The sequence below is a fragment of the Kitasatospora sp. NPDC002543 genome, assembly GCF_053594915.1.
Genome location: NZ_JBSFWR010000066.1, coordinates 16,580 through 40,268 on the forward strand (window position 1 = coordinate 16,580; position 23,689 = coordinate 40,268).

The 23,689-nt window shown below is 73.1% G+C and carries 24 protein-coding genes; 12 read left to right on the plus strand and 12 right to left on the minus strand.

Going from position 1 to position 23,689, the window contains the following annotated elements:
- Nucleotides 1–36: 36 nt before the first annotated feature.
- Together ACWD4P_RS24990 and ACWD4P_RS24995 are read right to left on the minus strand one after the other, a co-directional pair.
- Nucleotides 37–996: a pirin family protein gene (locus tag ACWD4P_RS24990; RefSeq protein ID WP_449781099.1), complete on the minus strand. Its 960-nt coding sequence runs from the start codon at nucleotides 994–996 to the stop codon at nucleotides 37–39.
- A gap of 124 nt (nucleotides 997–1,120) precedes the next feature.
- On the minus strand, nucleotides 1,121–1,624 hold the full coding sequence (locus ACWD4P_RS24995; protein WP_392881702.1) for an SseB family protein: 504 nt from the start codon (nucleotides 1,622–1,624) through the stop codon (nucleotides 1,121–1,123).
- 213 nt (nucleotides 1,625–1,837) lie between these two features.
- On the opposite strand from ACWD4P_RS24995, the gene ACWD4P_RS25000 reads away from it, so the two are divergent.
- A complete protein-coding gene (locus ACWD4P_RS25000) occupies nucleotides 1,838–3,667 on the plus strand; it encodes an acyl-CoA dehydrogenase (RefSeq protein ID WP_359816989.1) in 1,830 nt (609 codons plus the stop codon).
- Between the two features lie 292 nt (nucleotides 3,668–3,959).
- A complete protein-coding gene (locus tag ACWD4P_RS25005) occupies nucleotides 3,960–5,267 on the plus strand; it encodes a M18 family aminopeptidase (RefSeq protein WP_449781100.1) in 1,308 nt (435 codons plus the stop codon).
- Between the two features lie 127 nt (nucleotides 5,268–5,394).
- Here ACWD4P_RS25005 and ACWD4P_RS25010 read toward each other — a convergent pair whose 3' ends face one another.
- Nucleotides 5,395–7,239 (minus strand): NHL domain-containing thioredoxin family protein, encoded by a 1,845-nt coding sequence (locus ACWD4P_RS25010; protein ID WP_449781101.1) that lies wholly within the window; start codon nucleotides 7,237–7,239, stop codon nucleotides 5,395–5,397.
- 92 nt (nucleotides 7,240–7,331) lie between these two features.
- Complete coding sequence (locus ACWD4P_RS25015) at nucleotides 7,332–7,844, minus strand: GNAT family N-acetyltransferase (protein ID WP_359816983.1); 513 nt, start codon at nucleotides 7,842–7,844, stop codon at nucleotides 7,332–7,334.
- A gap of 194 nt (nucleotides 7,845–8,038) precedes the next feature.
- On the opposite strand from ACWD4P_RS25015, the gene ACWD4P_RS25020 reads away from it, so the two are divergent.
- The gene (locus tag ACWD4P_RS25020; RefSeq protein ID WP_359816981.1) at nucleotides 8,039–8,527 is read left to right on the plus strand and encodes an LURP-one-related/scramblase family protein; all 489 of its coding nucleotides are present in this window, start codon (nucleotides 8,039–8,041) and stop codon (nucleotides 8,525–8,527) included.
- Between the two features lie 137 nt (nucleotides 8,528–8,664).
- Nucleotides 8,665–9,087: a DUF350 domain-containing protein gene (locus ACWD4P_RS25025; RefSeq protein WP_359816980.1), complete on the plus strand. Its 423-nt coding sequence runs from the start codon at nucleotides 8,665–8,667 to the stop codon at nucleotides 9,085–9,087.
- Nucleotides 9,088–9,157: 70 nt separating this feature from the next.
- Here the strand turns inward: ACWD4P_RS25025 and ACWD4P_RS25030 are convergent, their stop codons facing one another.
- Nucleotides 9,158–9,505 (minus strand): winged helix-turn-helix transcriptional regulator, encoded by a 348-nt coding sequence (locus ACWD4P_RS25030; RefSeq protein WP_359816978.1) that lies wholly within the window; start codon nucleotides 9,503–9,505, stop codon nucleotides 9,158–9,160.
- Nucleotides 9,506–9,610: 105 nt separating this feature from the next.
- Between ACWD4P_RS25030 and ACWD4P_RS25035 the strand changes: the two genes are divergently transcribed.
- Together ACWD4P_RS25035 and ACWD4P_RS25040 are read left to right on the plus strand one after the other, a co-directional pair.
- Complete coding sequence (locus ACWD4P_RS25035) at nucleotides 9,611–10,510, plus strand: NAD(P)-dependent oxidoreductase (protein WP_449781102.1); 900 nt, start codon at nucleotides 9,611–9,613, stop codon at nucleotides 10,508–10,510.
- Between the two features lie 23 nt (nucleotides 10,511–10,533).
- Nucleotides 10,534–11,103, plus strand: a complete 570-nt coding sequence (locus tag ACWD4P_RS25040) for a GNAT family N-acetyltransferase (protein WP_359816974.1) — start codon at nucleotides 10,534–10,536, stop codon at nucleotides 11,101–11,103.
- A gap of 110 nt (nucleotides 11,104–11,213) precedes the next feature.
- Here the strand turns inward: ACWD4P_RS25040 and ACWD4P_RS25045 are convergent, their stop codons facing one another.
- The gene (locus ACWD4P_RS25045; RefSeq protein WP_449781103.1) at nucleotides 11,214–12,269 is read right to left on the minus strand and encodes an aldo/keto reductase; all 1,056 of its coding nucleotides are present in this window, start codon (nucleotides 12,267–12,269) and stop codon (nucleotides 11,214–11,216) included.
- A gap of 175 nt (nucleotides 12,270–12,444) precedes the next feature.
- Here ACWD4P_RS25045 and ACWD4P_RS25050 point away from each other — a divergent pair, with 175 nt between their 5' ends.
- The 3 genes from ACWD4P_RS25050 to ACWD4P_RS25060 all read left to right on the plus strand — a co-directional run bounded on the left by ACWD4P_RS25050 (nucleotide 12,445) and on the right by ACWD4P_RS25060 (nucleotide 15,577).
- On the plus strand, nucleotides 12,445–13,380 hold the full coding sequence (locus tag ACWD4P_RS25050; protein WP_449781104.1) for a hypothetical protein: 936 nt from the start codon (nucleotides 12,445–12,447) through the stop codon (nucleotides 13,378–13,380).
- Between the two features lie 80 nt (nucleotides 13,381–13,460).
- Nucleotides 13,461–14,492, plus strand: a complete 1,032-nt coding sequence (locus ACWD4P_RS25055) for an NAD(P)/FAD-dependent oxidoreductase (RefSeq protein WP_449781105.1) — start codon at nucleotides 13,461–13,463, stop codon at nucleotides 14,490–14,492.
- A gap of 152 nt (nucleotides 14,493–14,644) precedes the next feature.
- Nucleotides 14,645–15,577 carry a class I SAM-dependent methyltransferase gene (locus ACWD4P_RS25060; protein WP_449781106.1) on the plus strand — a complete coding sequence of 311 codons (933 nt, stop codon included), beginning with the start codon at nucleotides 14,645–14,647 and terminating at the stop codon, nucleotides 15,575–15,577.
- Between the two features lie 36 nt (nucleotides 15,578–15,613).
- Here the strand turns inward: ACWD4P_RS25060 and ACWD4P_RS25065 are convergent, their stop codons facing one another.
- Nucleotides 15,614–16,453: an alpha/beta fold hydrolase gene (locus tag ACWD4P_RS25065; RefSeq protein WP_449781107.1), complete on the minus strand. Its 840-nt coding sequence runs from the start codon at nucleotides 16,451–16,453 to the stop codon at nucleotides 15,614–15,616.
- 123 nt (nucleotides 16,454–16,576) lie between these two features.
- Between ACWD4P_RS25065 and cutA the strand changes: the two genes are divergently transcribed.
- Nucleotides 16,577–16,927: a divalent-cation tolerance protein CutA gene (cutA, locus tag ACWD4P_RS25070; RefSeq protein WP_359816963.1), complete on the plus strand. Its 351-nt coding sequence runs from the start codon at nucleotides 16,577–16,579 to the stop codon at nucleotides 16,925–16,927.
- A 51-nt stretch (nucleotides 16,928–16,978) separates the two neighbouring features.
- Here cutA and metG read toward each other — a convergent pair whose 3' ends face one another.
- From metG to ACWD4P_RS25085, 3 genes are all read right to left on the minus strand, one after another.
- Entirely contained in the window at nucleotides 16,979–18,712 is a 1,734-nt protein-coding gene (gene metG / locus ACWD4P_RS25075; protein ID WP_449781108.1) for a methionine--tRNA ligase, read from the minus strand.
- A 163-nt stretch (nucleotides 18,713–18,875) separates the two neighbouring features.
- A complete protein-coding gene (locus ACWD4P_RS25080; protein WP_359816959.1) occupies nucleotides 18,876–19,079 on the minus strand; it encodes a DUF397 domain-containing protein in 204 nt (67 codons plus the stop codon).
- Complete coding sequence (locus ACWD4P_RS25085; RefSeq protein ID WP_449781109.1) at nucleotides 19,076–19,924, minus strand: helix-turn-helix domain-containing protein; 849 nt, start codon at nucleotides 19,922–19,924, stop codon at nucleotides 19,076–19,078. Before ACWD4P_RS25085 ends, ACWD4P_RS25080 begins: the two co-directional genes overlap by 4 nt.
- Before the next feature lie 325 nt (nucleotides 19,925–20,249).
- Here ACWD4P_RS25085 and ACWD4P_RS25090 point away from each other — a divergent pair, with 325 nt between their 5' ends.
- Nucleotides 20,250–20,405, plus strand: a complete 156-nt coding sequence (locus ACWD4P_RS25090; RefSeq protein WP_359816955.1) for a hypothetical protein — start codon at nucleotides 20,250–20,252, stop codon at nucleotides 20,403–20,405.
- Nucleotides 20,406–20,475: 70 nt separating this feature from the next.
- Here the strand turns inward: ACWD4P_RS25090 and ACWD4P_RS25095 are convergent, their stop codons facing one another.
- Nucleotides 20,476–21,078, minus strand: a complete 603-nt coding sequence (locus tag ACWD4P_RS25095) for a GNAT family N-acetyltransferase (protein ID WP_359816953.1) — start codon at nucleotides 21,076–21,078, stop codon at nucleotides 20,476–20,478.
- 148 nt (nucleotides 21,079–21,226) lie between these two features.
- The gene (locus ACWD4P_RS25100) at nucleotides 21,227–22,510 is read right to left on the minus strand and encodes an adenylosuccinate synthase (protein WP_359816951.1); all 1,284 of its coding nucleotides are present in this window, start codon (nucleotides 22,508–22,510) and stop codon (nucleotides 21,227–21,229) included.
- Nucleotides 22,511–22,636: 126 nt separating this feature from the next.
- Here ACWD4P_RS25100 and ACWD4P_RS25105 point away from each other — a divergent pair, with 126 nt between their 5' ends.
- A complete protein-coding gene (locus ACWD4P_RS25105; protein WP_359816949.1) occupies nucleotides 22,637–23,482 on the plus strand; it encodes a diacylglycerol kinase family protein in 846 nt (281 codons plus the stop codon).
- Nucleotides 23,483–23,689: the final 207 nt, after the last annotated feature.

The window sequence follows — 23,689 nt, forward strand, 5'->3', positions numbered from 1 at the left end:
GCCTGCGGCCGTTCCGCCGTTCCGGCTCCGGGGCCCTCAGCGGCCGGAAGCGGGGATGGTGCCGAGCCGGCCGGCCTGGAAGTCCTCCATGGCCTGCTGGAGCTCGCGGTGGCTGTTCATCACGAACGGGCCGTAGTGGGCGACGGGTTCGCGGATGGGAAGGCCACCGAGGATGACGACCTCGAAGTTGGGGTCGCGGGAGTCCTGCTTCTCGTCGGCGCGGATGGTGAGCGAGTCGCCGTCGCCGAAGACGACGGCCTGGCCCCGGTGGAAGGGGCGGTGCTCGGTGCCGGCCGAGCCGTTGCCGGCCAGGCCGTAGGCGAGCGCGTTGAAGTCGGGGCGCCAGGGCAGGGTGATCTGGGCGCCGGGGTTGATCGAGGCGTGGATCATGGTGATCGGGGTGAAGGTGGTGCCGGGGCCCTGGTGGCCGTCGAGCTCGCCCGCGATCACCCGGAGCAGCGCGCCGCCGTCCTCGGTGCTGAGGAGCTTGACGCTGCCGCCGCGGATGTCCTGGTACTTCGGGGCGATCATCTTGTCCGAGGCCGGCAGGTTCACCCACAGCTGGAGGCCGTGGAAGAGGCCGCCGGACTTCACCAGCGACTCCGGCGGGCTCTCGATGTGCAGCAGGCCGGAGCCGGCCGTCATCCACTGGGTGTCGCCGTCGGTGATGGTGCCGCCACCGCCGTGCGAGTCCTGGTGGATGAACGTTCCGTCGATGATGTAGGTGACGGTCTCGAAGCCGCGGTGCGGGTGCCAGGGGGTGCCCTTGGGCTCGCCGGCCGCGTAGTCCACCTCACCCATCTGGTCCATCATGATGAACGGGTCGAGGTACTTCTGGTTGATCTTGGCGAAGGCGCGGCGGACGGGGAAGCCCTCGCCTTCGAAGCCCTCGGGGGCGGTCGCCACGGTGAGGACCGGCCGGGCGCTCGTGACGGCGGGGTCCGGCGTGGTGACGCGCGGGAGGGTCAGCGGGTTGTCGACGGTCACGGCGGGCATGTCGGCCTCCTTCGGGGGGTGTCTGGCCTACGTGCACGAGGTTAGTTCAATTCTCAACAACAAGCAAGTTGAAAGTTGAACTATGTAGTGACGAAGGAGCGCGGGGCTCCTCCTCCAGGATGGATCAGCCGTACATCCGGCGCATCGTGAAGTCGACCATCTGCTCGACGGCCTTGGCGTCGAACACCATCCGGTGCTCGCCCTCCATGTCCAGCGCGAAGCCGTAGCCGGTCGGCAGCAGGTCCAGGACCTCGGCGCCGGTGACGGTGAAGTGCTTGGAGTCCTTGCCGGCGTAGCGGCGCAGCTCCTTCAGCGAGCTGAACATCGGGATCACCGGCGTCGGGGTGTTGTGCAGCGCCAGGAAGCCGGGGCGGTCGCCGCGGGGGCAGTGCACCTTCGAGGTGATGAAGATCGCCTGGAAGTCCTCGACCGCCATCGAGCCCGTGGTGAAGGCCCGCACGGCGTCCGCGAGTGAGGGCGGCGAGGGTTCGGGGTACAGGGACTGCTGGGGGGCCTGCGCCTGCCCGCCGTAGGCGTCCGGTCCGGGCATGCCGTTCATGCCCTGTTGCGGTCCCGCCTGCTGCTGGTAGGGGTCGCCCGGGTATGTGTTCTGGTCATATCCGTACACACGGACAGGCTAGCGGTCGCGCACCCTCCTCCGCTGGCGCCGATCCTGACAAGGAGTGGCCGCCGTGGCTGTGGGACGTGACCACGTTCATAGCGGATTCCCCGGCGGGGGCTTGCCCAAGTTACCGCTGGGTAGCATCATGATGCCTACTGGTGGGTACGGGGCGCCGGAACGCGGCGGTCTCCCGGAAGCGACGAACCGGAGATAACGGCCATGGGTCACTACAAGTCCAACCTGCGGGACGTGGAGTTCAACCTCTTCGAGGTGTTCGGCCGCGAGCAGGTGTACGGCACCGGACCGTTCGCGGACATGGACGTCGAGACCGCGAAGAACATCCTCAGCGAGATCTCGCGCCTCGCCGAGAACGACCTCGCGGCGTCGTTCGCCGACACCGACCGCAACCCGCCGGTCTTCGACCCCGAGACCAACACGGCGCCGGTCCCGGCCACCTTCAAGAAGAGCTACCAGACCTTCATGGACGCCGAGTGGTGGCGGCTGGGCATCCCGGAGTCGATCGGCGGCCAGGTCACCCCGAACTCGCTGATCTGGGCCTTCGCCGAGCAGATCCTGGGCTCCAACCCCGCCATCTGGATGTACTCCTCCGGCCCGGCCTTCGCCGGCGTCATCGCCGAGGAGGGCACCGAGGAGCAGCTGGAGATCGCCAAGCGGATGACCGACCGCCTGTGGGGCTCCACCATGGTCCTCACCGAGCCCGACGCGGGCTCCGACGTGGGCGCCGGCCGCACCAAGGCGGTCCAGCAGGAGGACGGCTCCTGGCACATCGAGGGCGTGAAGCGCTTCATCACCTCGGGCGAGCACGACATGTCCGAGAACATCATCCACATGGTGCTGGCCCGCCCCGAGGGCGGCAAGCCGGGCACCAAGGGCCTGGGCCTGTTCATCGTCCCCAAGTTCGACTTCGACTGGGAGACCGGCGAGCTGGGCGAGCGCAACGGCGTCTACGCCACCAACGTCGAGCACAAGATGGGCCTCAAGGCCTCGAACACCTGCGAGATGACCTTCGGCGCCAAGCACCCGGCCAAGGGCTGGCTGCTCGGCGAGAAGGTCGACGGCATCCGCCAGATGTTCAAGATCATCGAGTTCGCCCGGATGATGGTCGGCACGAAGGCCATCGCCACCCTCTCCACCGGCTACCTGAACGCCCTGGAGTACGCCAAGGAGCGCGTGCAGGGTGCCGACATCTCGCAGTTCATGGACAAGACCGCCCCGCGCGTCACCATCACCCACCACCCCGACGTGCGCCGCTCGCTGCTGACCCAGAAGGCCTACGCCGAGGGCATGCGCGCGCTGGTGCTGTTCACCGCGTCCACCCAGGACGACATGACGGCCGCCAAGCTGCGCGGCGAGCGCGACGAGGCCGCCGAGCGCCTCAACGACCTGCTGCTGCCGATCGTCAAGGGCTACGGCTCGGAGCGGTCCTACGAGCAGCTCGCCCAGTCGCTCCAGACCTTCGGCGGCTCCGGGTACCTCCAGGAGTACCCGATCGAGCAGTACATCCGCGACGCCAAGATCGACACCCTGTACGAGGGCACCACGGCGATCCAGGGCCAGGACTTCTTCTTCCGCAAGATCGTCAAGGACGGCGGCCAGGCGCTCACCGCCCTCAACGAGCAGATCCAGAAGTTCATCGGCTCCGCCGAGGGCGGCGACGCCCTGGCCGCCGAGCGCGAGCTGCTCGCCAAGGCCGCCGGCGACCTGGAGGCCATCGTCGGCAAGCTGATCGCCGACCTGACCTCGGTCGAGCAGGACGTCAAGAACATGTACAAGGTGGGCCTGAACACCACCCGCCTGCTCATGGTCTCCGGCGACGTCGTGGTCGGCTGGCTGCTGCTGCGCCAGGCCGCGGTGGCCCTGGCCAAGCTGGAGGCCGGCGCCTCGGAGAAGGACGTCCCCTTCTACCAGGGCAAGGTCGCGGCCGCCCGCTTCTTCGCCAAGAACGTCCTGCCGACCGTCGCCCCGCAGCGCCTGATCGCCGAGGGCATCGACCACGAGATCATGGACCTGGCCGAGGAGGCCTTCTGATCCACCCGTCACCCGCGGCCCCCGTCCCGGGGGCCCGCGGTGCGTGACACCTCCTCCCGAACCGCCTGACACACCCTCGCACCGAAGGGCCCGGCTGCCACCGGGCCCTTCGGTGCGTCCTGGGCCGTGCCCGGTGCCCGGTGCCCGCTGGCGGAAGACCCGGGCCGCACGGCGCCGTACCGGGCGGTTCGCGGTTGAGGCGTTCCGAATGCCCTGTCTGTGCACGGGCATATGCTCAGGTGCGGAGCCGACTCCCCATCCGGTTCCGGCCCTCACTCGACCCAGGAGCAGCATGTCGACCGCCGCCCGCCAGGCATTCTTCGACCGGACGCACAGCGACGACCTGATCGCGTTCCTCGGCACCTCGCCCTCGCCGTACCACGCGGTCGCGAGCGCCGCGGAGCGGCTGGAGAAGGCGGGCTTCCGGCAGGTCGCCGAGACGGACGCGTGGGACGACGCGGCCGGCGGGCGCTACCTGATCCGCGGGGGCGCGCTGATCGCCTGGTACCTGCCGCAGGGAACCGGCCCCGAGACGCCGTTCCGGATCGTCGGCACCCACACCGACTCGCCCAACCTGCGGGTCAAGCCGGTGCCGGACACCGGCTCGGAGGGCTGGCGGCAGGTCGCCGTGGAGATCTACGGCGGCGTCCCGCTGAACACCTGGCTCGACCGCGACCTCGGCATCTCCGGCCGGCTCGCGCTCAAGGACGGCACCGCCCGGCTGGTCCAGCTGGACGAGCCGCTGCTGCGCGTGCCGCAGCTCGCCATCCACCTGGACCGCCAGGTCAACGAGGGCATGAAGCTCGACAAGCAGCGCCACCTCACCCCGATCTGGGGCCTCGGCCCGGTCGACGAGGGCGCGCTGATCTCCTACGTCGCCCAGCGGGCCGGCCTGGCCGCCGCCGACGTGGTCGGTTGGGACCTCATGACCCACGACGTCCAGCCCGCCTCCTACCTGGGCCGCGACCGCGAACTGCTGGCCGCCCCGCGCCTGGACAACCTGCTCTCGGTGCACGCGGCCACCGCCGCGCTCGCCGCCGTCGCCACCGCGGCCGACGCCGCCCGCCTGCCGTACATCCCGGTGCTGGCCGCCTTCGACCACGAGGAGACCGGCAGCGAGTCCGACACCGGCGCGCAGAGCCCGCTGCTCGGCACCGTGCTGGACCGGACGATCCACGCGCGCGGCGGCACCACCGAGGACCGCGCCCGGGCACTCGCCGGCACGGTCTGCCTCTCCTCGGACATGGGCCACGCCGTCCACCCGAACTACAGCGAGCGGCACGAGCCGGGCCACCACCCGATGCCGAACGGCGGTCCGATCCTCAAGGTCAACGTCAACAACCGCTACGCGACCGACGGCGTCGGCCGGGCGGTGTTCGCGGCCGCCTGCGAGAAGGCGGGCGTCCCGTGGCAGAGCTTCGTCTCCAACAACGCCATGCCCTGCGGAACGACGATCGGCCCGATCACCGCGGCGCGGCTGGGCATCAGGACGGTGGACTGCGGCATCGCGGCGCTCTCCATGCACTCGGCGCGCGAGCTGTGCGGCGCGGAGGACCCGTACCTGCTGGCCAGCGCGCTCAAGGCCTTCCTGGAGGGCTGAGGACGGCAGCGGAAGGGGCCCGGCGTTCGTCCGCCGGGCCCCTTCCGCCGTTCCGGGCCGTGCCGCCGTTCCGGGCCGTGCCGCTGGTGTTCCGGGCCGCCGGTGTTCCGGGCCGTGCCGGCCCGGGTCACTCCGTTCCGGACCGCTCCATCCCGGCCAGGACCAGCGGGAGACGGCGGGCGCCGTCGGCGACCAGCCGCACCGGCACGCCCCAGTCCTGCTGGTGCACGTGGCAGGCCGGGTACTCGATCTCCGGGTCGTCGTCGCAGGAGGCGGCCATCGCCGAGACGTGCAGCACGCCCTCGGCGACCTCGGCGGAGAGCACCAGCTCACGGGAGAGGTCGGTGTCCGCGCCCGCGCCGGAGACCAGCAGCTCGGGCGGGGTCGCGCTGACCAGCAGACGGGTCGACGGGCCGTACCGCTCGTCCAGCTTCTGGCCGCTCGGGGCCTCGAAGACCACGTCCAGCCGGAAGGCGCCGGGGGCGACCTCGGTGGCCGCGCGCTGGGTGCGGTGCGCCACCGACTCGACCCGCACCGCCTCCTCCGGCAGCCGCAGCCTGGTCAGCCGGTGCCGGGCCGACTCGACCACCACGATGTCGCCGTCCACCAGCACCGCCCCGGAGGGCTCGCGCAGGTCGGTGGCCAGCGTGCTGACCTCGCCGCTCGCCGGGTCGTAGCGGCGCAGCGCGTGGTTGTAGGTGTCCGCGACGGCCACTGAGCCGTCCGGCAGCACGGTGACGCCCAGCGGGTGCTGGAACAGCGCCTGGCCGGCCGCCCCGTCGCGGTGGCCGAAGTCGAACAGGCCGGTGCCGACGGCGGTTTCGACCGTGCCTGTTTCACGTGAAACCCAGCGCAGCGCGGAGGTCTCGGAGTCGGCGACCCAGAGCCGCTCGCCGTCCGCGGAGACGGCGAGGCCGGACGGCTGGGCGAACCAGGCCTCGGCGACGGGCCCGTCCACCAGGCCCTCGTTGGTGGTGCCGGCCGCGACCGCCACCGTGCCGGCGGCCGGATCGTACGACCACAGCTGGTGCACGCCGGCCATCGCGATCCACACCCGACCGTCGAACCAGGCGACGTCCCACGGCGAGGAGAGGTCCACCTCGCGGGCCGGGCCCTCGGTGGCCGAGCCCTGCCACCACTGGCGGCCGGTGCCGGCCAGGGTGGTCACCCGGCCGTCGGCGAGTCGCACGCCGCGCAGGGCGTGGTTGACGGTGTCGGCGACGACCACGTCGTACTCCGAGCCCTCCGGCAGCAGCGCGAGGCCCTGCGGCTCGCTGAACCGGGGGCCGGCGCCGTCCGTGCCGTCGCCGTCCACCAGGCCGCGCTGCCCGTCGCCGATCCGGCGCACCACCGTCTCGCCGTCCTCGGCCAGCTCCACCAGCGAGTGGTGGCCGGAGTCCGCGACCAGGAAGTGGCCGTTCGGCAACCGGACCGCCTTGCCGGGGAACGCGAGGTCCCCGGCGGCGGGCTCCGGCGCCACGTACGGGCCGTCGCCGCGGCGCAGCGTGCCCTTCGCGGCGTGCTCGGCCTCCAGCTCCTCGACCAGCCGGGCGAGCGCGTGGGCGTGGCCCTCACCGGCGTGCTGGGCGACCACGTAGCCCTCCGGGTCGATCACCACCAGCGTCGGCCAGGCCCGTACGGCGTACTGCTTCCAGGTGGCCAGCGCCGGGTCGTCCAGCACCGGGTGGTGCACCTCGTAGCGGGCGACGGCGTCGACGACGGCCCGGTGGTCGGCCTCGTGCACGAACTTCGGCGAGTGCACCCCGACGATCACCACGGTGTCGCGGTGCTTCTCCTCCAGCTCCCGCAACTCGTCCAGGACGTGCAGACAGTTGATGCAGCAGAAGGTCCAGAAGTCCAGGATGGTGATCTTGCCCCGGAAGTCGGTGAGCGTGAGCTCCTTGCCACCGGTGTTCAGCCAACCGCCTGCCCCGACCAGCTCGGGGGCGCGTACACGTGCACGAGATGCCATGCGTCCATCAAACCGCACGCGGGGGATCCGCATTCCGGGTACCGGGCGGACCGGGTGTGCCGGGGGCGGGGGCGGGGCCTCCGGGCGGGCGGCTACGGGCGGGTGAGGTCGGCCTGCCAGCGGGTCTCGCCGTCCCGGGTGCGGGCGGTGGGGCGCAGGCCGAGGGCGCGGGCGATCCCGGCCGAGGCGCGGTGGTCGGGGTGGATGTGGGCGACGGCGGTGGTGGTGCCGGCGGCGGCGAGGTGGGCGAGCAGGGTGCGGGCGGCCTCGCGGGCCAGGCCGCGGCGCTGCCAGGGGGTGCCGATCACCCAGGCGAGTTCGGCCTCGTCGGGGCGGACGGTGGTCTGCACGTAGCCGACGAGGGCGCCGTCGGCGCGCAGCCGCAGCACCCAGTTGCCCCAGGCCTCGGCCGGGTCCGGGGAGCCGGCGGCGAGCCGGGCGCAGCGGGCGCGCTGTTCCTCGACGCCGGCCGGGCGGCCGCCGGTGAAGGCGTGCAGGGCCGGGTCGGCGAGCGCCGCCGCCAGCTCCTCGGCGTGGCCGGGGGCGATCGGCAGCAGGTCGAGGCGCTCGCTGCGCAGCTCGGCGGTGGTGAGGTCGGTGTGCATGGCGGTATTGAAGGCCATCCCGGAGGCGCCGGGCGAGGGAATTCCGGCCGGTGTGCGGGGCGACGTGCGGGCCGGTGCCGCGGCGTGCCCGCGGTGGTGCTTCGTGGCGGTGCTTTCCCGCGGCCGGGGGATCGGGTTCGAATGGGGCGACGCCAACGGGCGTCGACCGGCGTCAACACGGAGGAGGCCGTACGGTGCGGTATCTGGTCAGGGAGAAGCTGTTCGCGGTCGGCGACGACTACTGGATCGAGGACGACCGGGGCCACAAGGCGTACCTGGTGGACGGCAAGGTCCTGCGGCTGCGGGACACCTTCGAACTGAAGGACGCCCACGGGCGGGTGGTCGCGGTGGTGAAGGAGAAGATGCTCACCGTCCGTGACGCGATGAGGATCGAGGACGCCGACGGCGAGGTGGTCGCCACCGTCCGGGAGAAGCTGTTCACCCCGTTCCGGGACAAGTACCTGGTGGAGCTGGCCTCCGGCGGCGAGCTGAAGATCCACGGCAACCTGATCGACAAGGACTACCGGATCGAGAACCAGCACGGCGACGACCTGGCCCGGATCAGCCGCAAGTGGTTCCGGGTCCGGGACACCTACGGGGTGGAGATCGCGGACGGCGCGGACACCGGTCTGCTGCTGGCCGTCGCGGCCTGTGTCGACCACCTGGTGCACGAGGACGACTGACCCGTCCCCGGTTTCCGGATCCCGGTCCGCTCCTCACCCGGGTGGGGTATGTTTTGCCAACCCTTGACCATGGTGGTCGGGGCCCTGACCGGCTCGGCCGGGGGGAAGGCGTGAGCGGACCGGGGGCTGGGACCACGATGAACGACATCCTGCACGGGCTCGGCGCGGCGGCGGCCTACGGCGCCCTCGGCGTGGTGCTGCTGCTCCTCGGCATCGGCATGGTCGACCTGCTGACGCCCGGCAGGCTCGGTCACCAGATCTGGGTCGAGCGCAACCGCAACGCCGCCGTCCTGCTCAGCTCCGCGCTGCTCGGCATCGGCGGGATCGTCTTCACCGCGATCATGTACACCTACGCCGACTTCGGCAAGGGCCTGCTCTCGACGGCCTGTTACGGGCTGCTCGGGCTGCTGCTGATGGCCGTCGCGTTCTGGCTGGTGGACCTGCTGACGCCGGGCAGGCTCGGTGCGATCCTGGTCGAGCCGGAGCCGCACCCGGCGGTGTGGGTGTCCGCCTCCTGCAACATCGCGGTGGCGGCGGTGGTCTCGGCCGCGATCGCCTGACGGCCCGATCGCCGAGGGCCCGATCGCCGAGCGGCCCCGCTCGCCGCGGCCGCGCTACGCCACGGCCGCGCTACGCCGGGGACGGCGCCTCGCCCAGGAGGTGCTCCCGCCCCCACGCCCCGAGCGGTCCCAGCGCCGTGTTGAGGCGGCGCCCCGCCTCGGTCAGCGCGTACTCGACCCGCGGCGGCACCTCGTCGTACGACTCCCGGTGCACGATGCCGTGCGCCTCCATCTCGCGCAGGTGCGCGGCCAGCACCTTCTCGGTGATCCCCGGCAGCAGCCGGCGCAGCTCGCCGAAGCGGCAGTACGGGCGTTCGCCCAGGGCCCAGAGGATCGACACCTTCCACTTGCCGGCGATCACGTCCATCGCGGCGTCCGTCCCGCAGACGTGCGCCCCCGGCCTCGACACGATCGCCATGCCCACCCCTTCCGCCCCCACGACCTCGATGCTCACCCCAGGGTAACCACCCACTTCGAAGTGCGTACTTGATCGTCTCCGGGGCCGGAACGGAGGCTGACCGCCATGGAAACCAACCCTGCTGAGCACCCGTCCGAGACTCCGCGAACCCCGCTCACCCTGCTCGGCCTCGGCGCGATGGGCACCGCGCTGGCCGAGGCCTGGCTCGCCGCCGGGCACCCGCTGACCGTCTGGAACCGCACCCCCGCCCGCGCCGAGGGGCTCGCCGCCCGCGGCGCCACCACAGCCGCCACCGTCGAGCAGGCCGTCGCCGCGAACCGGCTGGTCGTGGTCTGCCTGCTCGACGACGCCTCCGTGCCGGCGGCGCTGGACGGCGTCGACCTGACCGGCAAGGACCTGGTCAACCTGGTCACCAGCACCCCCGGACAGGCCCGCGCCCGCGCCGCCTGGGCCGAGCGGCGCGGCGCCCGCTACCTGGACGGCGGGATCATGGCCGTCCCGCCGATGATCGGCGTCCCGGAGACCGGGGCGTACGTGTTCTACAGCGGCTCGTCCGAGCTGTTCGAGGAGCACGGGGGCACCCTCGCCGTCCCGGCCGGCACCCGGTACGTGGGCGCGGACCCCGGGGCCGCGGCGCTGCACGACGTGGCGCTGCTCAGCGGGATGTACGGGATGTTCGCCGGGATCGCGCACGCCTTCGCGCTGGTCCGCGGCGAGTCCGTGACACCGGGCGAGCTGGCGCCGCTGCTGGGCGGGTGGCTCGCCGCGATGTCCGGCTCGGTGACCAGGACCGCGGAGCAGCTGGAGAGCGGCGACTACACCCGGGACGTGGTGTCCAACCTGGCGATGCAGGTGGCGGGCCGGCAGACGCTGCTGCGCACCGCCGAGGAGCAGCGGGTGAGCGCCGAACTCCTCCAGCCGTACTTCCGGTTGATGGAGCGCCGCCTGGAGATCGGCAGCGGCGAGGAGGACCTGACCGGGGTCGTCGACCTGCTGCGACGGTGAGGGCGGGCCGGTAACGTACCGGCATGGCAGACCTCGAAGAACGCGCCACCGTCGTCGCGTCCGACCCAGAGCAGGCCGGAGCGGGGGTGGTGGTCCGGCCGCGCCGGGCCGACGACCTCGCCGACTGCGTCCGGGTGTTGGGCGACGTCCACGCCGCCGACGGCTACCCCGCCGACTGGCCCGACCGCCCCGCCGACTGGCTGACCCCGGGCGGCCTGCTCGCCGCCTGGATCGCCGAGGCGGACGGCCGGCTCGCCGGGCACGTCGGCCTCGCCCGCAGCGCCCCCGGCGACCTCGCCCCCGCCCTGTGGAGCCACCGCACCGGCGGCCGCCCGGAGCTCACCAGCGTGATCGGACGGCTCTACGTCGCCCCCCGGGCGCGCGGCCGTTTCGTCGGCGCCCGGCTGCTGGCCTGCGCCGTGGCGCACGCGCGGGCCCTCGGCCTGCACCCGGTGCTCGACGTGCTCGCCACCGACACCGCCGCCGTGGCCCTCTACCGCCGCCTCGGCTGGACCCACCTCGGCACCGGCGACCAGCAGTGGGCCTCCGGACGGACCGTCACCGTCCACTGCTTCGCGGCCCCGAGGGGCTGAGCCGCGGCCCGCCCGGCCGTCACGGCCGGGCGGGATCGACAGGCCGCCGGGCCGCCGAGGTGCCGCAGTGCCGGGGCATCGGGGCTCCGGGACGTCGGCGGCCCGGGGGCTCAGGCCGCGGAGCGGTCGGGGACGGGGCGTCGGCGCAGGGCGGGCGTGGTGAGGGCCGGCGGCTGCCAGACGCCGTCGGCGCGGTAGAGGTCCGTACCGGGCGGGACGATGGCGTCGATCCGGTCGAGGACGGCGTCGTCCAGGACCAGGTCGGCGGCCTTGAGCGCGGATTCGAGCTGCTCCATGGTGCGCGGTCCGATGATCACCGAGGTGACGGCCGGGTGCGCGAGCGGGAAGGCGACGGCCAGCTCGGGAAGGGTGCGGCCGAGCTCCTCGGCGAGCGCGGTGAGGGCCTCGACGGCATCCAACTTGGCTGCAGTGGAGGGCAGTTCGGGGTCGAACCGGTCCGGGTTGCGGGCGGCCCGCCCCCGGCTGAGGTCGATCGGACGGCCCTTGCGGTAGCGGCCGGTCAGGAAGCCGCCGGCGAGCGGGCCCCAGGTGAGCGCGCCCATGCCGAGCCGCTGGACGACCGGCAGCAGATCGCGCTCCACGCCCCGGGCGAGCAGCGAGTACGGCGGCTGCTCGGTGCGGAAGCGCGGCAGCGCGCGGCGCTCGGCGACGTGGTGGGCGTCCACGACCTGCTCGGCGGGAAAGGTGGAGCAGCCGAAGGCGAGGATCTTGCCGGCCCGGACGAGGTCGCCGAGGACGCCGAGGGTCTCCTCGATGTCGGTGGTGTGGTCCGGCCGGTGGACCTGGTAGAGGTCGATCCGGTCGGTGCGCAGCCGGCGCAGGCTCTCCTCGACCTCGCGGACGATCCAGCGCCGCGCGTTGCCGCCCCGGTTGCGGCCCTCGCCCATCGGGAAGTGCACCTTGGTGGCGAGCACGATGTCGTCGCGGTCGCCGCGGGCGGCCAGCGCCTTGCCGACGATCTCCTCGGACTCGCCGGCCGAGTACATGTCCGCGGTGTCGATGACGTTGACGCCCCGGTCGATCGCGGTGTCGATGATCCGGGCACAGTCGGCGTGGTCGGGGTTGCCGACGGCGCCGAACATCATCGTGCCGAGGCAGTAGGTGCTCACCTCGATGCCGGTGCCGCCGAGGACGCGGTAGCGCATGGTGCTGCTCCCCTGGTGCTGAGTCAGTGATGGCTCAGAGGTTAGGAGTTGGAGTGGGCTCCAGCGCAAGGGGTGCCGGCTCCAGCGCGAGGCGTGCCGGGTTCCCCCGGGCGGGGGAGCGGGATCACCGCGCCGGGGGAGGGCCGGCGCGGGTGGTGCGGGCGAGTCTGGCGGCATGGTGAAGAACGGGTGGGTGGTGGCCGGCTGGGGGCTCGGGTACGCCGGGTTCGGGCTGGGGTGCGCGCTGAGCGGGACGGGGCTGTTCGGCGCGGGGTGGCCGGCGTGGGCGGTGACCGGGGTGGGGGTGGCGTCGGCGGCCACGGGCGTGGCCGTGGCGCGCCGCGGACCGGTCCGGTGGCTGGTGTGGCTGCTGTGCGCAGCGGCCTCGGTGGGGGCCTGGAGCCTGCTGATGGACCTGGTCACGCTGCTGTTCGGCCAGCGGGTGGACAGCGTTCCCGACGCGGCGGGGCGTGTTCTGGCGGCGGTGGGGGCGGTGCTGCTGGCCCGCACCGCCCTGGGCCTGCGGCCCGGAGCCCGCGGTGGACCGGCCGGCCGTGCCGCACCGGCCCCCACGGCGGCTCCGCCGACCGTCCAACTCGCCGCCTGGGCGGGCACCGTGGCGTTCTTCCCGTACGTGCTGATGAAGCTGGTCTGGGCGCTCGGCGGGACCTTCGCCGGGATCAGCGGCGACGAGATGTACGCCGGGTACGTGCGCAACGGCTCCTCCGGGCTCTGGCTGCTGCTGGAGCGCCGGGGGCTGGACGGCACGATGCTGCTGGCGCTGCTCGGGGTGTTCCTGCTCTGGGGGCTGGTCCGTCCGTGGGGGCAGGTCTTCCCGCGCTGGGTCCTGCCGCTGAGCGGCCGCCGGGTGCCGCGCTGGCTGCCGCTCACCCCGGCGCTGCTGGGTGCGGCCACGCTGGCGCCGTACGGGCTGTGCGGGATCGGCTATCTGGCGCTGTGCACCGCCGGGGTGACGCGGATCAGGCTGGGCGCGCTGCCGAGCGAGCTGAGCGCGCTGGAGGTCGGCTGGGTCGGGATGTGCGGGTTCGCCGGGTACGGGGTCGCGCTGGTGGTGGCGGCCCGGTCGTACTGGCGGCGGACGGGGGCGTGACGACGGTGGTTTGCTGAGTCGGCAACATTGCTTGCCGTTCCGGCGGGCCGGGCCGCAGCCTGGCGGTGGAGGTGAGCGCCATGGGTGAGACGACACGTACGGCCGGGAACGGCGAGGGCGAGCGCTACGACGCGGTGGTGGTCGGCGCCGGAGCGGCGGGACTGAACGCCGCGCTGGTGCTGGGCCGGGCCCGGCGCCGGGTCGCGGTGGTGGACGCCGGCGAGCCGCGCAACGCGCCCGCCGCCCACATGCACGGCTACCTGAGCCGGGACGGGATGCCCCCGGCGGCCCTGCTGGCGGTCGGGCTGGAGGAGGTCGCCCGGTACGGGGCGGACCTGTTCGACGGCCGGGTCGAGCACATCGAGCCCGCGGAGCCCGCAGAGCCCGCAGAGGCCGCGGAGCCGAGCGGGTCGGGCGGTGCGGGCCGGTCGGGCTTCGTGGTCCACCTGGCCGGCGGGCCGGTGCTGCACGCCCGCCGGATGGTCGTCGCCACCGGGCTGCGGGACGGCCTGCCGGAGCTGCCGGGCCTGGCCGAGCGGTGGGGCCGCGACGTGCTGCACTGCCCGTACTGCCACGGCTGGGAGGTCCGTGACCGCCCGCTCGGGGTGCTCGGCACCGGTCCCCGCGCGGTCGACCAGGCGCTGCTGCTGCGGCAGTGGTCGGCGGACGTGGTGCTGCTCGCGCACACCCTGGTGCCGACCGACGCCGAGCGGGAACGGCTCGCCGCCCGGGGCGTACGGGTGGTCGAGGGCCGGATCGTCCGTCTGGTCTCCGAGGACGGGCGGCTGCGCGGCGTCGAACTCGCCGACGGGCGGACGGTGCCGCGCGAGGCGGTGTTCGTCTCCCCGCAGCCGGTGCCCCGGGACGCCCTGCTCCTCGGCCTCGACTGCGCCCGGGACGCCGACGGCTGGGTCACCACCGACCGGACCGGCCGCACCAGCCTCCCCGGCGTCTGGGCGGTCGGCAACGTCGCCGACCCGCGCGCCCAGGTGGTCACCGCCGCCGGGGCGGGCGCGGCAGCCGGCTTCGCGCTCGACCACGACCTGGTGGCGGAGGACGTCGACCGGGCGGTCGAGCGGTACCGCGCGTCCGGAGCCGCCCTGTCCGTCTGAGCGGGGAGACTCTCGTCGACCCGCGCGCCGCGCGCCACAACCCGCGCGCCACAACCCGCGCGCCGCAACCCGCGCGCCGCAACCCGCGCGCCGCAACCCGCAACCCGCAAGCCACGACCAGCAATCCGCCGAACCGCGATCGGAGAATCCGGATGTCAGCGCACCAGCACGACCACTCCCACGGCGCTTCCCACGGCCACGGGCACGCCCACGGCCACTCCCACACCCACGCCTCCGCCGCCGACCTCGACTGGGACGCCCTCGCCGCACACCTGGAGGTGGAGGCCGACCTGCGGGCCGACGCCGTCACCGAGGCCGGGCGCTGGCTGCTCGCCCTGCACGGGGCGGGCGAGGCGACCGGGGCGGGCGCGGTGCGGCGGATCCTCGACGTCGGCGCCGGTCCCGGGGTGATCGCCGGACTGCTGGCGGAGGTGTTCCCGGCGGCGGAGGTGGTGGCCGTCGACCAGTCGGCCGCCCTGCTGGAGCGGGCCGGGACCCGCGCCGGCGGCCGGGTCGGCACCCGACAGGCCGACCTGCCCGCCGAATTCGACAAGCTCGGCGAGGCCGACCTGATCTGGTCCGGCAACGCCATCCACCACCTGGGCGACCAGCAGGCCGCGCTCACCTCGCTCGCCGGGGTGCTGCGGCCCGGCGGCCTGCTCGCCGTCGCCGAGCGTGGCCTGCCGGCCCGTTACCTGCCGCGGGACTTCGGGCTCGGCCGGCCCGGTTTCCAGGCCCGGTTGGACGCCGCCCACGAGGACGGCTTCAGCGCGATGCGGGCCGAACTGCCCGGCAGCACCGAGGAGATCGAGGACTGGCCGGCCATGCTGGGCCGGGCCGGGCTGACCCCGACCGGCACCCGCACCTTCCTGGTCGAGCACCCGGCCCCGCTCGCCGGCCCCGTCCGCGGCTACCTGCACACCCAGCTGGCACGGCGGCGCGACCAGCTCGCCGACCAGCTCGACGCCGAGGACCTGGCCACCCTGGACGCCCTGCTGGCGCAGGACGCCCCCACCGGCATCCTGCACCGCCCGGACGCCTTCTACCTCTCCGCGATGACCGTCCACACGGCCCGCCGGGACTGATCCGGCGGCGCGGCCGGGGCCGGGCCGCACCGCCGGTCAGGAGTCGAGGAAGTCGGCCACCGTGCGGCGGAAGGCGGCCGGGTCGTCCAGCCACGGGTAGTGGCCGGCGGCGGGCTGGACGGCGGTACGGCCGGCACGGAACAGCGCGGCCGTGGCACGGACCGCCCCGGGCCGCGGGTCGGGGTCGTACTCGCCCGCCAACAGCAGGGCCGGGGAGGCGAGTTCGGCGACTCCGGCGCGGACGGCGGTGGGCTCGTAACCGCCGGCGTGGTAGGCCGCGGCGGCGACGGGGTGGCTCTGGGCGGCGCGGGTGGCCTCGTGGGCGCGGGCGGCGGCGTTCCAGTCGCCGTGGAAGAGCGGTGCCAGGGCGTCCGGGTCGGCGGCGCCGCCCGCGAGGGCGGTGCGGACGGCGGCCCGGGCGGCCGGGTACCACTCCTCCCCGCCGAGACCGCGGGCCTCGGCCGCCTCGCGGAAGTGCTCCTCGGTGCCGGTACGGCCGAAGATCCGGAGGCTGGGCGTGACCAGGACCAGCCGTCCGGTGCGCCCGGGGTGCCGCAGGGCGTACAGGGTCGCGAGCGAGCAGCCGGCGGAGTGGCCGAGGAGGTCCACCCGGTCCGCGCCGAGGTGCGCCCGGAAGGCCTCGACGTCCGCCACCTGCCGGTCCACCCGGTAGCCGGTCGGGTCGGCCGGGCGCTCCGACCGGCCCGTTCCGCGCAGGTCGAGGATGTGCAGGGCGCGGTGCGCGGAGAGGCCGCCGAGGTCGCCGAGGTACTCGGAGTCGCGCATCGCACCGCCGGCGAGTACGAGCAGCGGCTCGCCCTGGCCGAGGACGCGGTAGCGGAGCCGGAGGCCGTCGTGGCCGGTGAAGGTCGTCATCGGGCGATCGTGGCAACCGACGGGCGGACCGGGCAACGGGAATGCGGCCGGGCCGCGGTGATGCGGGCCGGTCCGCGGGGGCGCGGCCCGGGAGCGGGGGCACGGCCCGGGTACGGTCGGGGCATGACAGCGAGCGAGCAGCGCTTCGTCGTGGTGACCACCACCCACGAGAGCGAGGAACGGGCCCGGGCCCTGGCGTCCGCCGTGGTGCGGGAGCGGCTGGCGGCCTGCGCCCAGGTGTACCCCGTGCGGTCGGTGTACTGGTGGGACGGCGAGGTGCGGGACGCCGAGGAGTGGCGGATCGACCTCAAGACCCGGGCCGAACTCGCCGACCGGGTGGGCGAGTTCCTGGCGGAGCGGCACTCCTACGAAACGCCCGAGGTGATCGTCGTACCGGTGGCGGGCGGCCGTGCGGACTACCTGGCCTGGGTGGCCGGTGAGACCGACGGGCGCCCGCCGGGCACGGCGGAGTAGCTCAGGGCGCGACCTGCGGGGAGGCCGGGACGGCCCCGGCACCCGCCGGCGTCACTCCGCCGAGCCGCCGAAGCGCGCCGTCCAGGCCGCCAGGTCCTCGTCCGTGATCTTGGCGAACAGCACCGGCGGCACCGTGAACGCCGTCCCGGCGGGCACCAGGTCCAGCGCCCGTGCCTCCCGGGGGTCGATCCAGTCGCGGGTGGCGGCCGGCGAGTCCTCGGGCAGCGCGAAGGCGCCGCGCATCGCCGCCGCGGTGGCCGGGATGAACGGCTCGGAGACCACCGCGTACAGGTGGATCAGGTTCATCGCGGTGCGCAGGGTCAGTGCCGCCGCGTCCGGGTCGGTCTTCACCTGGAGCCAGGGCGCCTTCTCGTCGAGGTACGCGTTGCCGGCGCTCCACAGCGCGCGCAGGGCCTGCGCCGCCTTGCGGAAGTTGAGCGCGTCCAGCTGGGTCTCGTACTCGGCGAGCAGGGCGGCGACCTGCTCGCCGAGGCGCTGCTCGGCCTCGCCCGCCGGGTGGCCGCCGGGGACGTCGTCGCCGAAGCGCTTGCGGCTGAAGGTGAGCACCCGGTTGACGAAGTTGCCGAGGGTGTCGGCGAGGTCCTTGTTGACCACGGAGGCGAACAGGTCCCAGGTGAAGCTGGAGTCGTCCGACTCGGGCGCGTGCGCCATCAGGAAGTAGCGCCAGTAGTCGGCGGGCAGCAGTTCCAGCGCGACGTCGGTGAAGATGCCGCGCTTCTGGCTGGTGGAGAACTTCCCGCCGTAGTACGTCAGCCAGTTGAAGGCCTTGACGTGGTCGACCTTCTTCCACGGGCGGCGGGAGCCGAGCAGGGTGGCCGGGAACATCACGGTGTGGAACGGGACGTTGTCCTTGGCCATGAACTCGGTGTAGCGGACGGTCTCGTCGGCCTCGTACCACCAGGACTTCCAGTCCCGCAGCTGTCCGGCCGGGGCCGCGTCCGCCCACTCCTTGGTGGCGCCGATGTACTCGATCGGGGCGTCGAACCAGACGTAGAACACCTTGCCCTCGGCGGCCAGTTCGGGCCACACGTCGGCCGGCACCGGGACGCCCCACTCCAGGTCTCGGGTGATGGAGCGGTCCTGGAGGCCCTCGGTCAGCCACTTGCGGGCGATCGAGGAGGCCAGCACCGGCCAGTCGTCGGCGTGGGTGTCGATCCAGCCCTCGACCTCCTCGGTGAGCTTGGACTGGAGCAGGAACAGGTGGCGGGTCTCCCGGACCTCCAGGTCGGAGCTGCCGCTGATCGCCGAGCGGGGCTCCAGCAGGTCGGTCGGGTCCAGCACCCGGGTGCAGTTCTCGCACTGGTCGCCGCGGGCCTTGTCGTAGCCGCAGTGCGGGCAGGTGCCGACGATGTAGCGGTCCGGCAGGAAGCGGCCGTCGGTGTTGGAGTACACCTGGCGGATCGCGCGCTCCTCGATGAAGCCGTTGCGCTGGAGCTCGCGGGCGATCTCCTGGGTGATCTCCCGGTTCTGCGGCGAGGAGCTGCGGCCGAAGTGGTCGAAGGAGAGCCCGAAGCCGTCGTACACCGCCCGCTGCGCGTCGTGGGCCCGGGCGCAGAACTCCGCGACCGGCAACCCGGCTTCCTGGGCGGCCAGTTCGGCGGGGGTGCCGTGCTCGTCGGTGGCGCAGATGAACAGCACCTCGTGCCCGCGCCGGCGCAGGTACCGGGCGTGGACGTCCGCCGGGAGCATGGACCCGACCATGTTGCCCAGGTGCTTGATCCCGTTGATGTACGGAAGGGCGCTGGTGATCAGGTGCCGAGCCATCCTCGGATGCTCCGATTTCTCCCGCACGCGCACCCCACCCGGAGTGCCGTGGCGGGCGCAGGGGTCCATTCGGGCTGCAAGCCTAGGGCAAACAGGGGGTCCCGGCGCGCGCGGCGGGCCGGGCGGACGTCAACGCCGGGCGGAGCTCACGGCCGGCCGGACGTCACGGCCGGGAGAAGTCCCCGTACCGGTCGAACTCCCCGGACTTCACCCCGCGGAGGAAGGCGGCCCACTTGCGCGGCGTGGTGCGCACCACGACCTCGGGGCGGTCGGACTCGCGGATCTCGACCAGCCCGCCCGCCCCGGCTCTGACCTCGACGCAGTCGGTGCTCTCCCCGCTGGCCGTGGCCTTGCGCCACCTGCTCATGCGAAGTCTTTCAACAGGGACCGGATGAAGTCCCTGGACTCCTCCGACCCGAGCGCGATCCCCGCGGTCTCCTCCTTGATCCGGCGGTAGGAGGCGAGTTCGACCTGGGTGTGTACGAACTTCGGTCCGTGGGAGAGGTCGATCTGGACGGTGTCGAGCTCGGGGACCGGTCCGCGGGCGAGGTAGAGGCTCTCCCCGGAGCCGGTGTAGGTGGGCACGCTGAACGGGATCACCCGGATCTCCACCCCGGGGCGCTCGGAGTTCTCCAGCAGGCCCAGCAGCTGGTCGCGCAGCACGTCCGGACCGCCGAACTGCATGCGCAGCGCGGACTCGTGGAGGAACGCGCTGTACGGCTTCGGGTGGTCGACGAAGATCTGCTGGCGCCGGATCCGGAACGCCTTCCGGATGTCCGCCTCCTGCCGGTACTGGGGGGGAAGCCGCTCGAACACCGCGGCGGCGTACTCCGGGGTCTGCAGCAGGCCGGGAATGAAGGTGCTGTTCAGGATGGAGAGGGAGGAGGCGTGGTGCTCCATTTCCGCGATGTCGATGATCGCGTTCGGCAGCCGGCCGCGGTAGCTGTCCCACCAGTACTTGCGCCGGTCCTGGGTCATCGCCAACAGCGCTTCCAGGTAAGGGCCTTCCTCGCAGCCGCAGGTGCGGGCCCAGGTCCGCAGCCGCTCGGCGCTGATGCCCGACTTCCCGTTCTCCATCTGGGAGATCTTGGGCAGGTCGGTGCCGATGGTGGCGGCCAGGGTCTTGGGCGTGACGCCCACGCGTTCGCGCATCCTGCGCAACTCGATCCCGAGGCGCTGCTGGCGCACGGTCGGCGACAAGCGGGGTGGCATGACTCTCTTCTCCGGGTCGCGGCTGCGTCGATGCTTCCGGTGAAGTGTGCCGCGCACACCTGGCCCTAGCTACTGAAATGGGGGATACACCACGATGGAGTGAACGTTCTCGGGCTCGGTAGCAACTCTGGCACCTTGACCCTATGGTCGTCCGTGTCACTCGCTGACATGTTGCCGCCTAAACAGTCGTCAGCGCCCCGCAGGAAACACGCCAGACGCACGGTCGCGACACCCGAAATCACCGACCGGAGACAGCCATGCCCCTCCCCTCGCATCTCCGCCTTCCCCACCGGCCCCTTCCGCACCAGCGCAATTCCGCACCGCGGTGAATGCCCTCCTCGTCGCCGGACTGTCGGCGCTCCTGCTCGCCGTCCTGTTCGTCGGCTGGCTGGTCTGGCTGGTGAACATCCAGCCTTACGAACTCCGTGCGGCGAAACACGAGTTGGCGGCCGGCCATTCCGCCCGCGGTGAGCGGAAATAGCCGTCCCGCGCCAGGCCGCGGGGCCGTCGTGATCCGTCGGGGTGTCCGTCGTGGTCCGCCGATCGGCGGCTCAGCCCCGTGAAAGCCTCTCCGACAGGCGGGACTTGGCCGTCGGCCACTCGTCGGCGAGCATCGAGAAGTAGGCGCTGTCCCGCCAGGTGCCGTCGGGGCGCAGACGGTGGCGGCGGTGGGTGCCCTCGTACTGGGCGCCGAGGCGCTGGATGGCGGTGCGGGAGCGCTCGTTGCGGGCGTCGGTCTTCCAGAAGACGCGCCCCATGCCGAGGTCCTCGAAGGCGTGGGAGAGGAGCAGCAGCTTGGCCTCGGTGTTCACCGCCGTGCGCCACACCGAGCGGGCGTACCAGGTGCCGCCGATCTCCACGCCCTCGTCGCGGGCACTGTAGTCGTGGTACCCGGTGGCGCCGACGGCCCGGCCGCCGGCGAGGTCGATCACGGCGAAGTTCACCGACTCGCCCGCGGCCGCCTCCGCGATCCGGGTGTCCAGGACCGCGCCGAACTCCTCCTCCGAGGCGGGCGGGAGGTGCATCGTCCAGCGCCAGATCTCGGGGTCGGAGCCGACGGTGGCCCAGAGGTCGGCGAGGTGGCGGCGCTCCAGCGGCTCCAGGCGGATGTGGCGGCCGGTGAGGACGACGGGTGAGGGCAGTGTCGCAGTCATGATCCAAACGTAGCCGCAGCCTGCACTAGGTGCAATAGATTTTTGAACTAGTGCATTAATGGGCGCGGACAGCGCGAAGGGCCCCGCGGGACGGATCCCGCGGGGCCCTCGAAGAGGCCTCGGCCGACGGTCGGTCGGCCGGCCGGCCTCAGATGAACGAGTTGATCTCGATCGTCTCATCGCGGCCCGGGCCGACGCCGATGGCCGAGATCGGCGCGCCCGACATCTCCTCCAGCGCCTTCACGTACGCCTGGGCGTTCTTCGGCAGCTCGGCGAAGGTCTTCGCCTTGCTGATGTCCTCGGTCCAGCCCGGCAGGGTCTCGTAGATCGGCTTGGCGTGGTGGAAGTCCGACTGGTTGTAGGGGAGCTCCTCGACGCGCTTGCCGTCGATCTCGTACGCGACGCAGACCGGGATCTGCTCCCAGCCGGTCAGCACGTCCAGCTTGGTGAGGAAGAAGTCGGTGAGGCCGTTGACCCGGGTCGCGTAGCGCGCGATGACGGCGTCGAACCAGCCGCAGCGGCGGTCGCGGCCGGTGGTGACACCGCGCTCCCCGCCGATCCGGCGCAGCGCCTCGCCGTCCTCGTCGAGCAGCTCGGTCGGGAACGGGCCGGAGCCGACGCGGGTGGTGTAGGCCTTGAGGATGCCGATGACCCGGTCGATCTTGGTCGGGCCGATGCCGGCGCCGGTGCAGGCGCCGCCCGCGGTCGGGTTCGACGAGGTCACGAAGGGGTACGTGCCGTGGTCGACGTCGAGCAGGGTGCCCTGGCCGCCCTCCAGCAGGACGACCTTGTCCGCCTTCAGCGCCTCGTCCAGGACGAGGGTGGTGTCGGAGAGGAAGGGCTTGATCTTCTCCGCGTAGCCCAGGTACTCCTCGACCACCAGGTCGGCCGGGATGGTGCGGCGGTTGTACAGCTTGACCAGGACCTGGTTCTTGTCGTGCAGCGCCGCCTCGATCTTCTGGCGCAGGATCGACTCGTCGAACAGGTCCTGGACCCGGATGCCGACGCGGTTGATCTTGTCCGCGTAGGTCGGGCCGATGCCGCGGCCGGTGGTGCCGATCCGGCGCTTGCCGAGGAAGCGCTCGGTGACCTTGTCCAGGGTGCGGTGGTACGGCGTGATCAGGTGGGCGTTGCCCGAGATCAGCAGCTTCGAGGTGTCGATGCCGCGCTCGTTCAGGCCGGCCAGCTCGGAGAGCAGCACCGCCGGGTCGATCACGACGCCGTTGCCGATCACCGGCGTCACGTTCGGGCTGAGGATTCCGGAAGGGAGCAGGTGGAGGGCGTACTTCTGATCGCCGATGACCACCGTGTGACCGGCGTTGTTGCCGCCCTGGTAGCGGACCACGTAGTCGACGGAGCCGCCGAGGAGGTCGGTGGCCTTCCCCTTGCCCTCGTCTCCCCACTGAGCACCAACGAGCACGAGTGCCGGCACAGGCGTACACCCCTTCCGGTTGGGGCATCCTGCGTAGGCCGCAGTCTGCCCCGAGATAGACGAAGCCCCTGGCGCAATGGCGCAAGGGGCTCTTGCACCGAGAGATTACCTGAGGAAGGACCGGTCGTGTCGTCCCTGTCCACGCCTGCTACCGGCGGCCCGGAGCCGCTCCTGCTGCTCCTCGACCCGGTGGCCCGGCAGACCGACGGCGAGTCGGTGCGGATCGCGAAGGACGTGCTCTGCGGAGGTGCGGACGCCAAGGTGGCCTTCCCGGAGAGCCCGTCCGAGCTCGACCGGGTGCTTTCGCACCGGGGCCGCAGGCGACCGGTGGTGATCGGTTCCGACCTCGCGCTGCAAAGGGTGCTCCAGGCCCTGCATCGCCAGCGTGAGCTGGGGTCGGAACCGGTGGGGATGGTTCCGGTCGGGCGCTCGGAGGAGCTGCTCGCGGCCCGCGCGCTCGGCGTGCCGGGGGAGCCGGTCCGGGCCGCGCGGGCGGTGCTGGCGGGCGTGCCGCGCCGGCTGGACCTGCTGGTGGACGACGGTGGCGGCGTGGCGCTGGGCGGGGTGCGGATCACCGGCGGGGCCGCCCGCCGCCCGGTGGGCCGTGCGGGCGGCTGGCGTTCGCTATGGGCGAAACTGGCTGCGGCCGAGCAGGCGAACGCACTCACGCCGGACGGGGCCGACCACGGCTCCCGGGTCCGGGTCGAGGCGGACGGCCGGCTGCTCGCGGACGTCCACCGGCCGGTCCGGCTGGTCCAGGTCACGCTCCCGGCCGGTGCCTCGGAGGGGGTGGGCGAGATGGAGGTGGTGGTCGCCGCCTCCGGCGCCCTGGTGCGCGCCCGGGCGGCGAGCGTCTCGGTGGTCGGGCGCGGCTTCGGCTACGAGGCGGACGGCCACCCGGTCGGCCCGGTCCGGGCCCGGACCTGGACGGTGCACCCGGGGGCCTGGGGCCTGCTGCTGCCGGCGGCCTGACCGGTCGGCCTGACCGGTCGGCCCGGCCCTGCGGCCCGGCCCTGCGGCCCGGCCCTGCGGCCCGGCCCTGCGACCCGACCGATGGGCGGCCGACGGGAGGGCGACCGGCGGGCGACCGGTGGGGGAACCCCGGGTGAGCAGGCTCACGTTCCTCCGTGCCCGGACACCCTCCGCCGTACCCGCCGAACTCCCCAACAGGCGCGAACC

What these genes read in the sequence shown, in the direction of transcription:
- ACWD4P_RS25095 (WP_359816953.1), bottom strand. Translation starts at nt 21,078, where the DNA reads ATGACTGCGACACTGCCCTCACCCGTCGTCCTCACCGGCCGCCACATC.
- ACWD4P_RS25040 (WP_359816974.1), top strand. Translation starts at nt 10,534, where the DNA reads ATGGCAGACCTCGAAGAACGCGCCACCGTCGTCGCGTCCGACCCAGAG.
- ACWD4P_RS25050 (WP_449781104.1), top strand. Translation starts at nt 12,445, where the DNA reads ATGGTGAAGAACGGGTGGGTGGTGGCCGGCTGGGGGCTCGGGTACGCC.
- ACWD4P_RS25085 (WP_449781109.1), bottom strand. Translation starts at nt 19,924, where the DNA reads ATGCCACCCCGCTTGTCGCCGACCGTGCGCCAGCAGCGCCTCGGGATC.
- ACWD4P_RS25030 (WP_359816978.1), bottom strand. Translation starts at nt 9,505, where the DNA reads ATGGCGATCGTGTCGAGGCCGGGGGCGCACGTCTGCGGGACGGACGCC.
- ACWD4P_RS25000 (WP_359816989.1), top strand. Translation starts at nt 1,838, where the DNA reads ATGGGTCACTACAAGTCCAACCTGCGGGACGTGGAGTTCAACCTCTTC.
- ACWD4P_RS25035 (WP_449781102.1), top strand. Translation starts at nt 9,611, where the DNA reads ATGGAAACCAACCCTGCTGAGCACCCGTCCGAGACTCCGCGAACCCCG.
- ACWD4P_RS25065 (WP_449781107.1), bottom strand. Translation starts at nt 16,453, where the DNA reads ATGACGACCTTCACCGGCCACGACGGCCTCCGGCTCCGCTACCGCGTC.
- ACWD4P_RS25080 (WP_359816959.1), bottom strand. Translation starts at nt 19,079, where the DNA reads ATGAGCAGGTGGCGCAAGGCCACGGCCAGCGGGGAGAGCACCGACTGC.
- ACWD4P_RS24990 (WP_449781099.1), bottom strand. Translation starts at nt 996, where the DNA reads ATGCCCGCCGTGACCGTCGACAACCCGCTGACCCTCCCGCGCGTCACC.
- ACWD4P_RS25025 (WP_359816980.1), top strand. Translation starts at nt 8,665, where the DNA reads ATGAACGACATCCTGCACGGGCTCGGCGCGGCGGCGGCCTACGGCGCC.
- ACWD4P_RS25015 (WP_359816983.1), bottom strand. Translation starts at nt 7,844, where the DNA reads ATGCACACCGACCTCACCACCGCCGAGCTGCGCAGCGAGCGCCTCGAC.
- ACWD4P_RS25060 (WP_449781106.1), top strand. Translation starts at nt 14,645, where the DNA reads ATGTCAGCGCACCAGCACGACCACTCCCACGGCGCTTCCCACGGCCAC.
- ACWD4P_RS25055 (WP_449781105.1), top strand. Translation starts at nt 13,461, where the DNA reads ATGGGTGAGACGACACGTACGGCCGGGAACGGCGAGGGCGAGCGCTAC.
- ACWD4P_RS25045 (WP_449781103.1), bottom strand. Translation starts at nt 12,269, where the DNA reads ATGCGCTACCGCGTCCTCGGCGGCACCGGCATCGAGGTGAGCACCTAC.
- ACWD4P_RS25010 (WP_449781101.1), bottom strand. Translation starts at nt 7,239, where the DNA reads ATGGCATCTCGTGCACGTGTACGCGCCCCCGAGCTGGTCGGGGCAGGC.
- cutA (WP_359816963.1), top strand. Translation starts at nt 16,577, where the DNA reads ATGACAGCGAGCGAGCAGCGCTTCGTCGTGGTGACCACCACCCACGAG.
- ACWD4P_RS25005 (WP_449781100.1), top strand. Translation starts at nt 3,960, where the DNA reads ATGTCGACCGCCGCCCGCCAGGCATTCTTCGACCGGACGCACAGCGAC.
- metG (WP_449781108.1), bottom strand. Translation starts at nt 18,712, where the DNA reads ATGGCTCGGCACCTGATCACCAGCGCCCTTCCGTACATCAACGGGATC.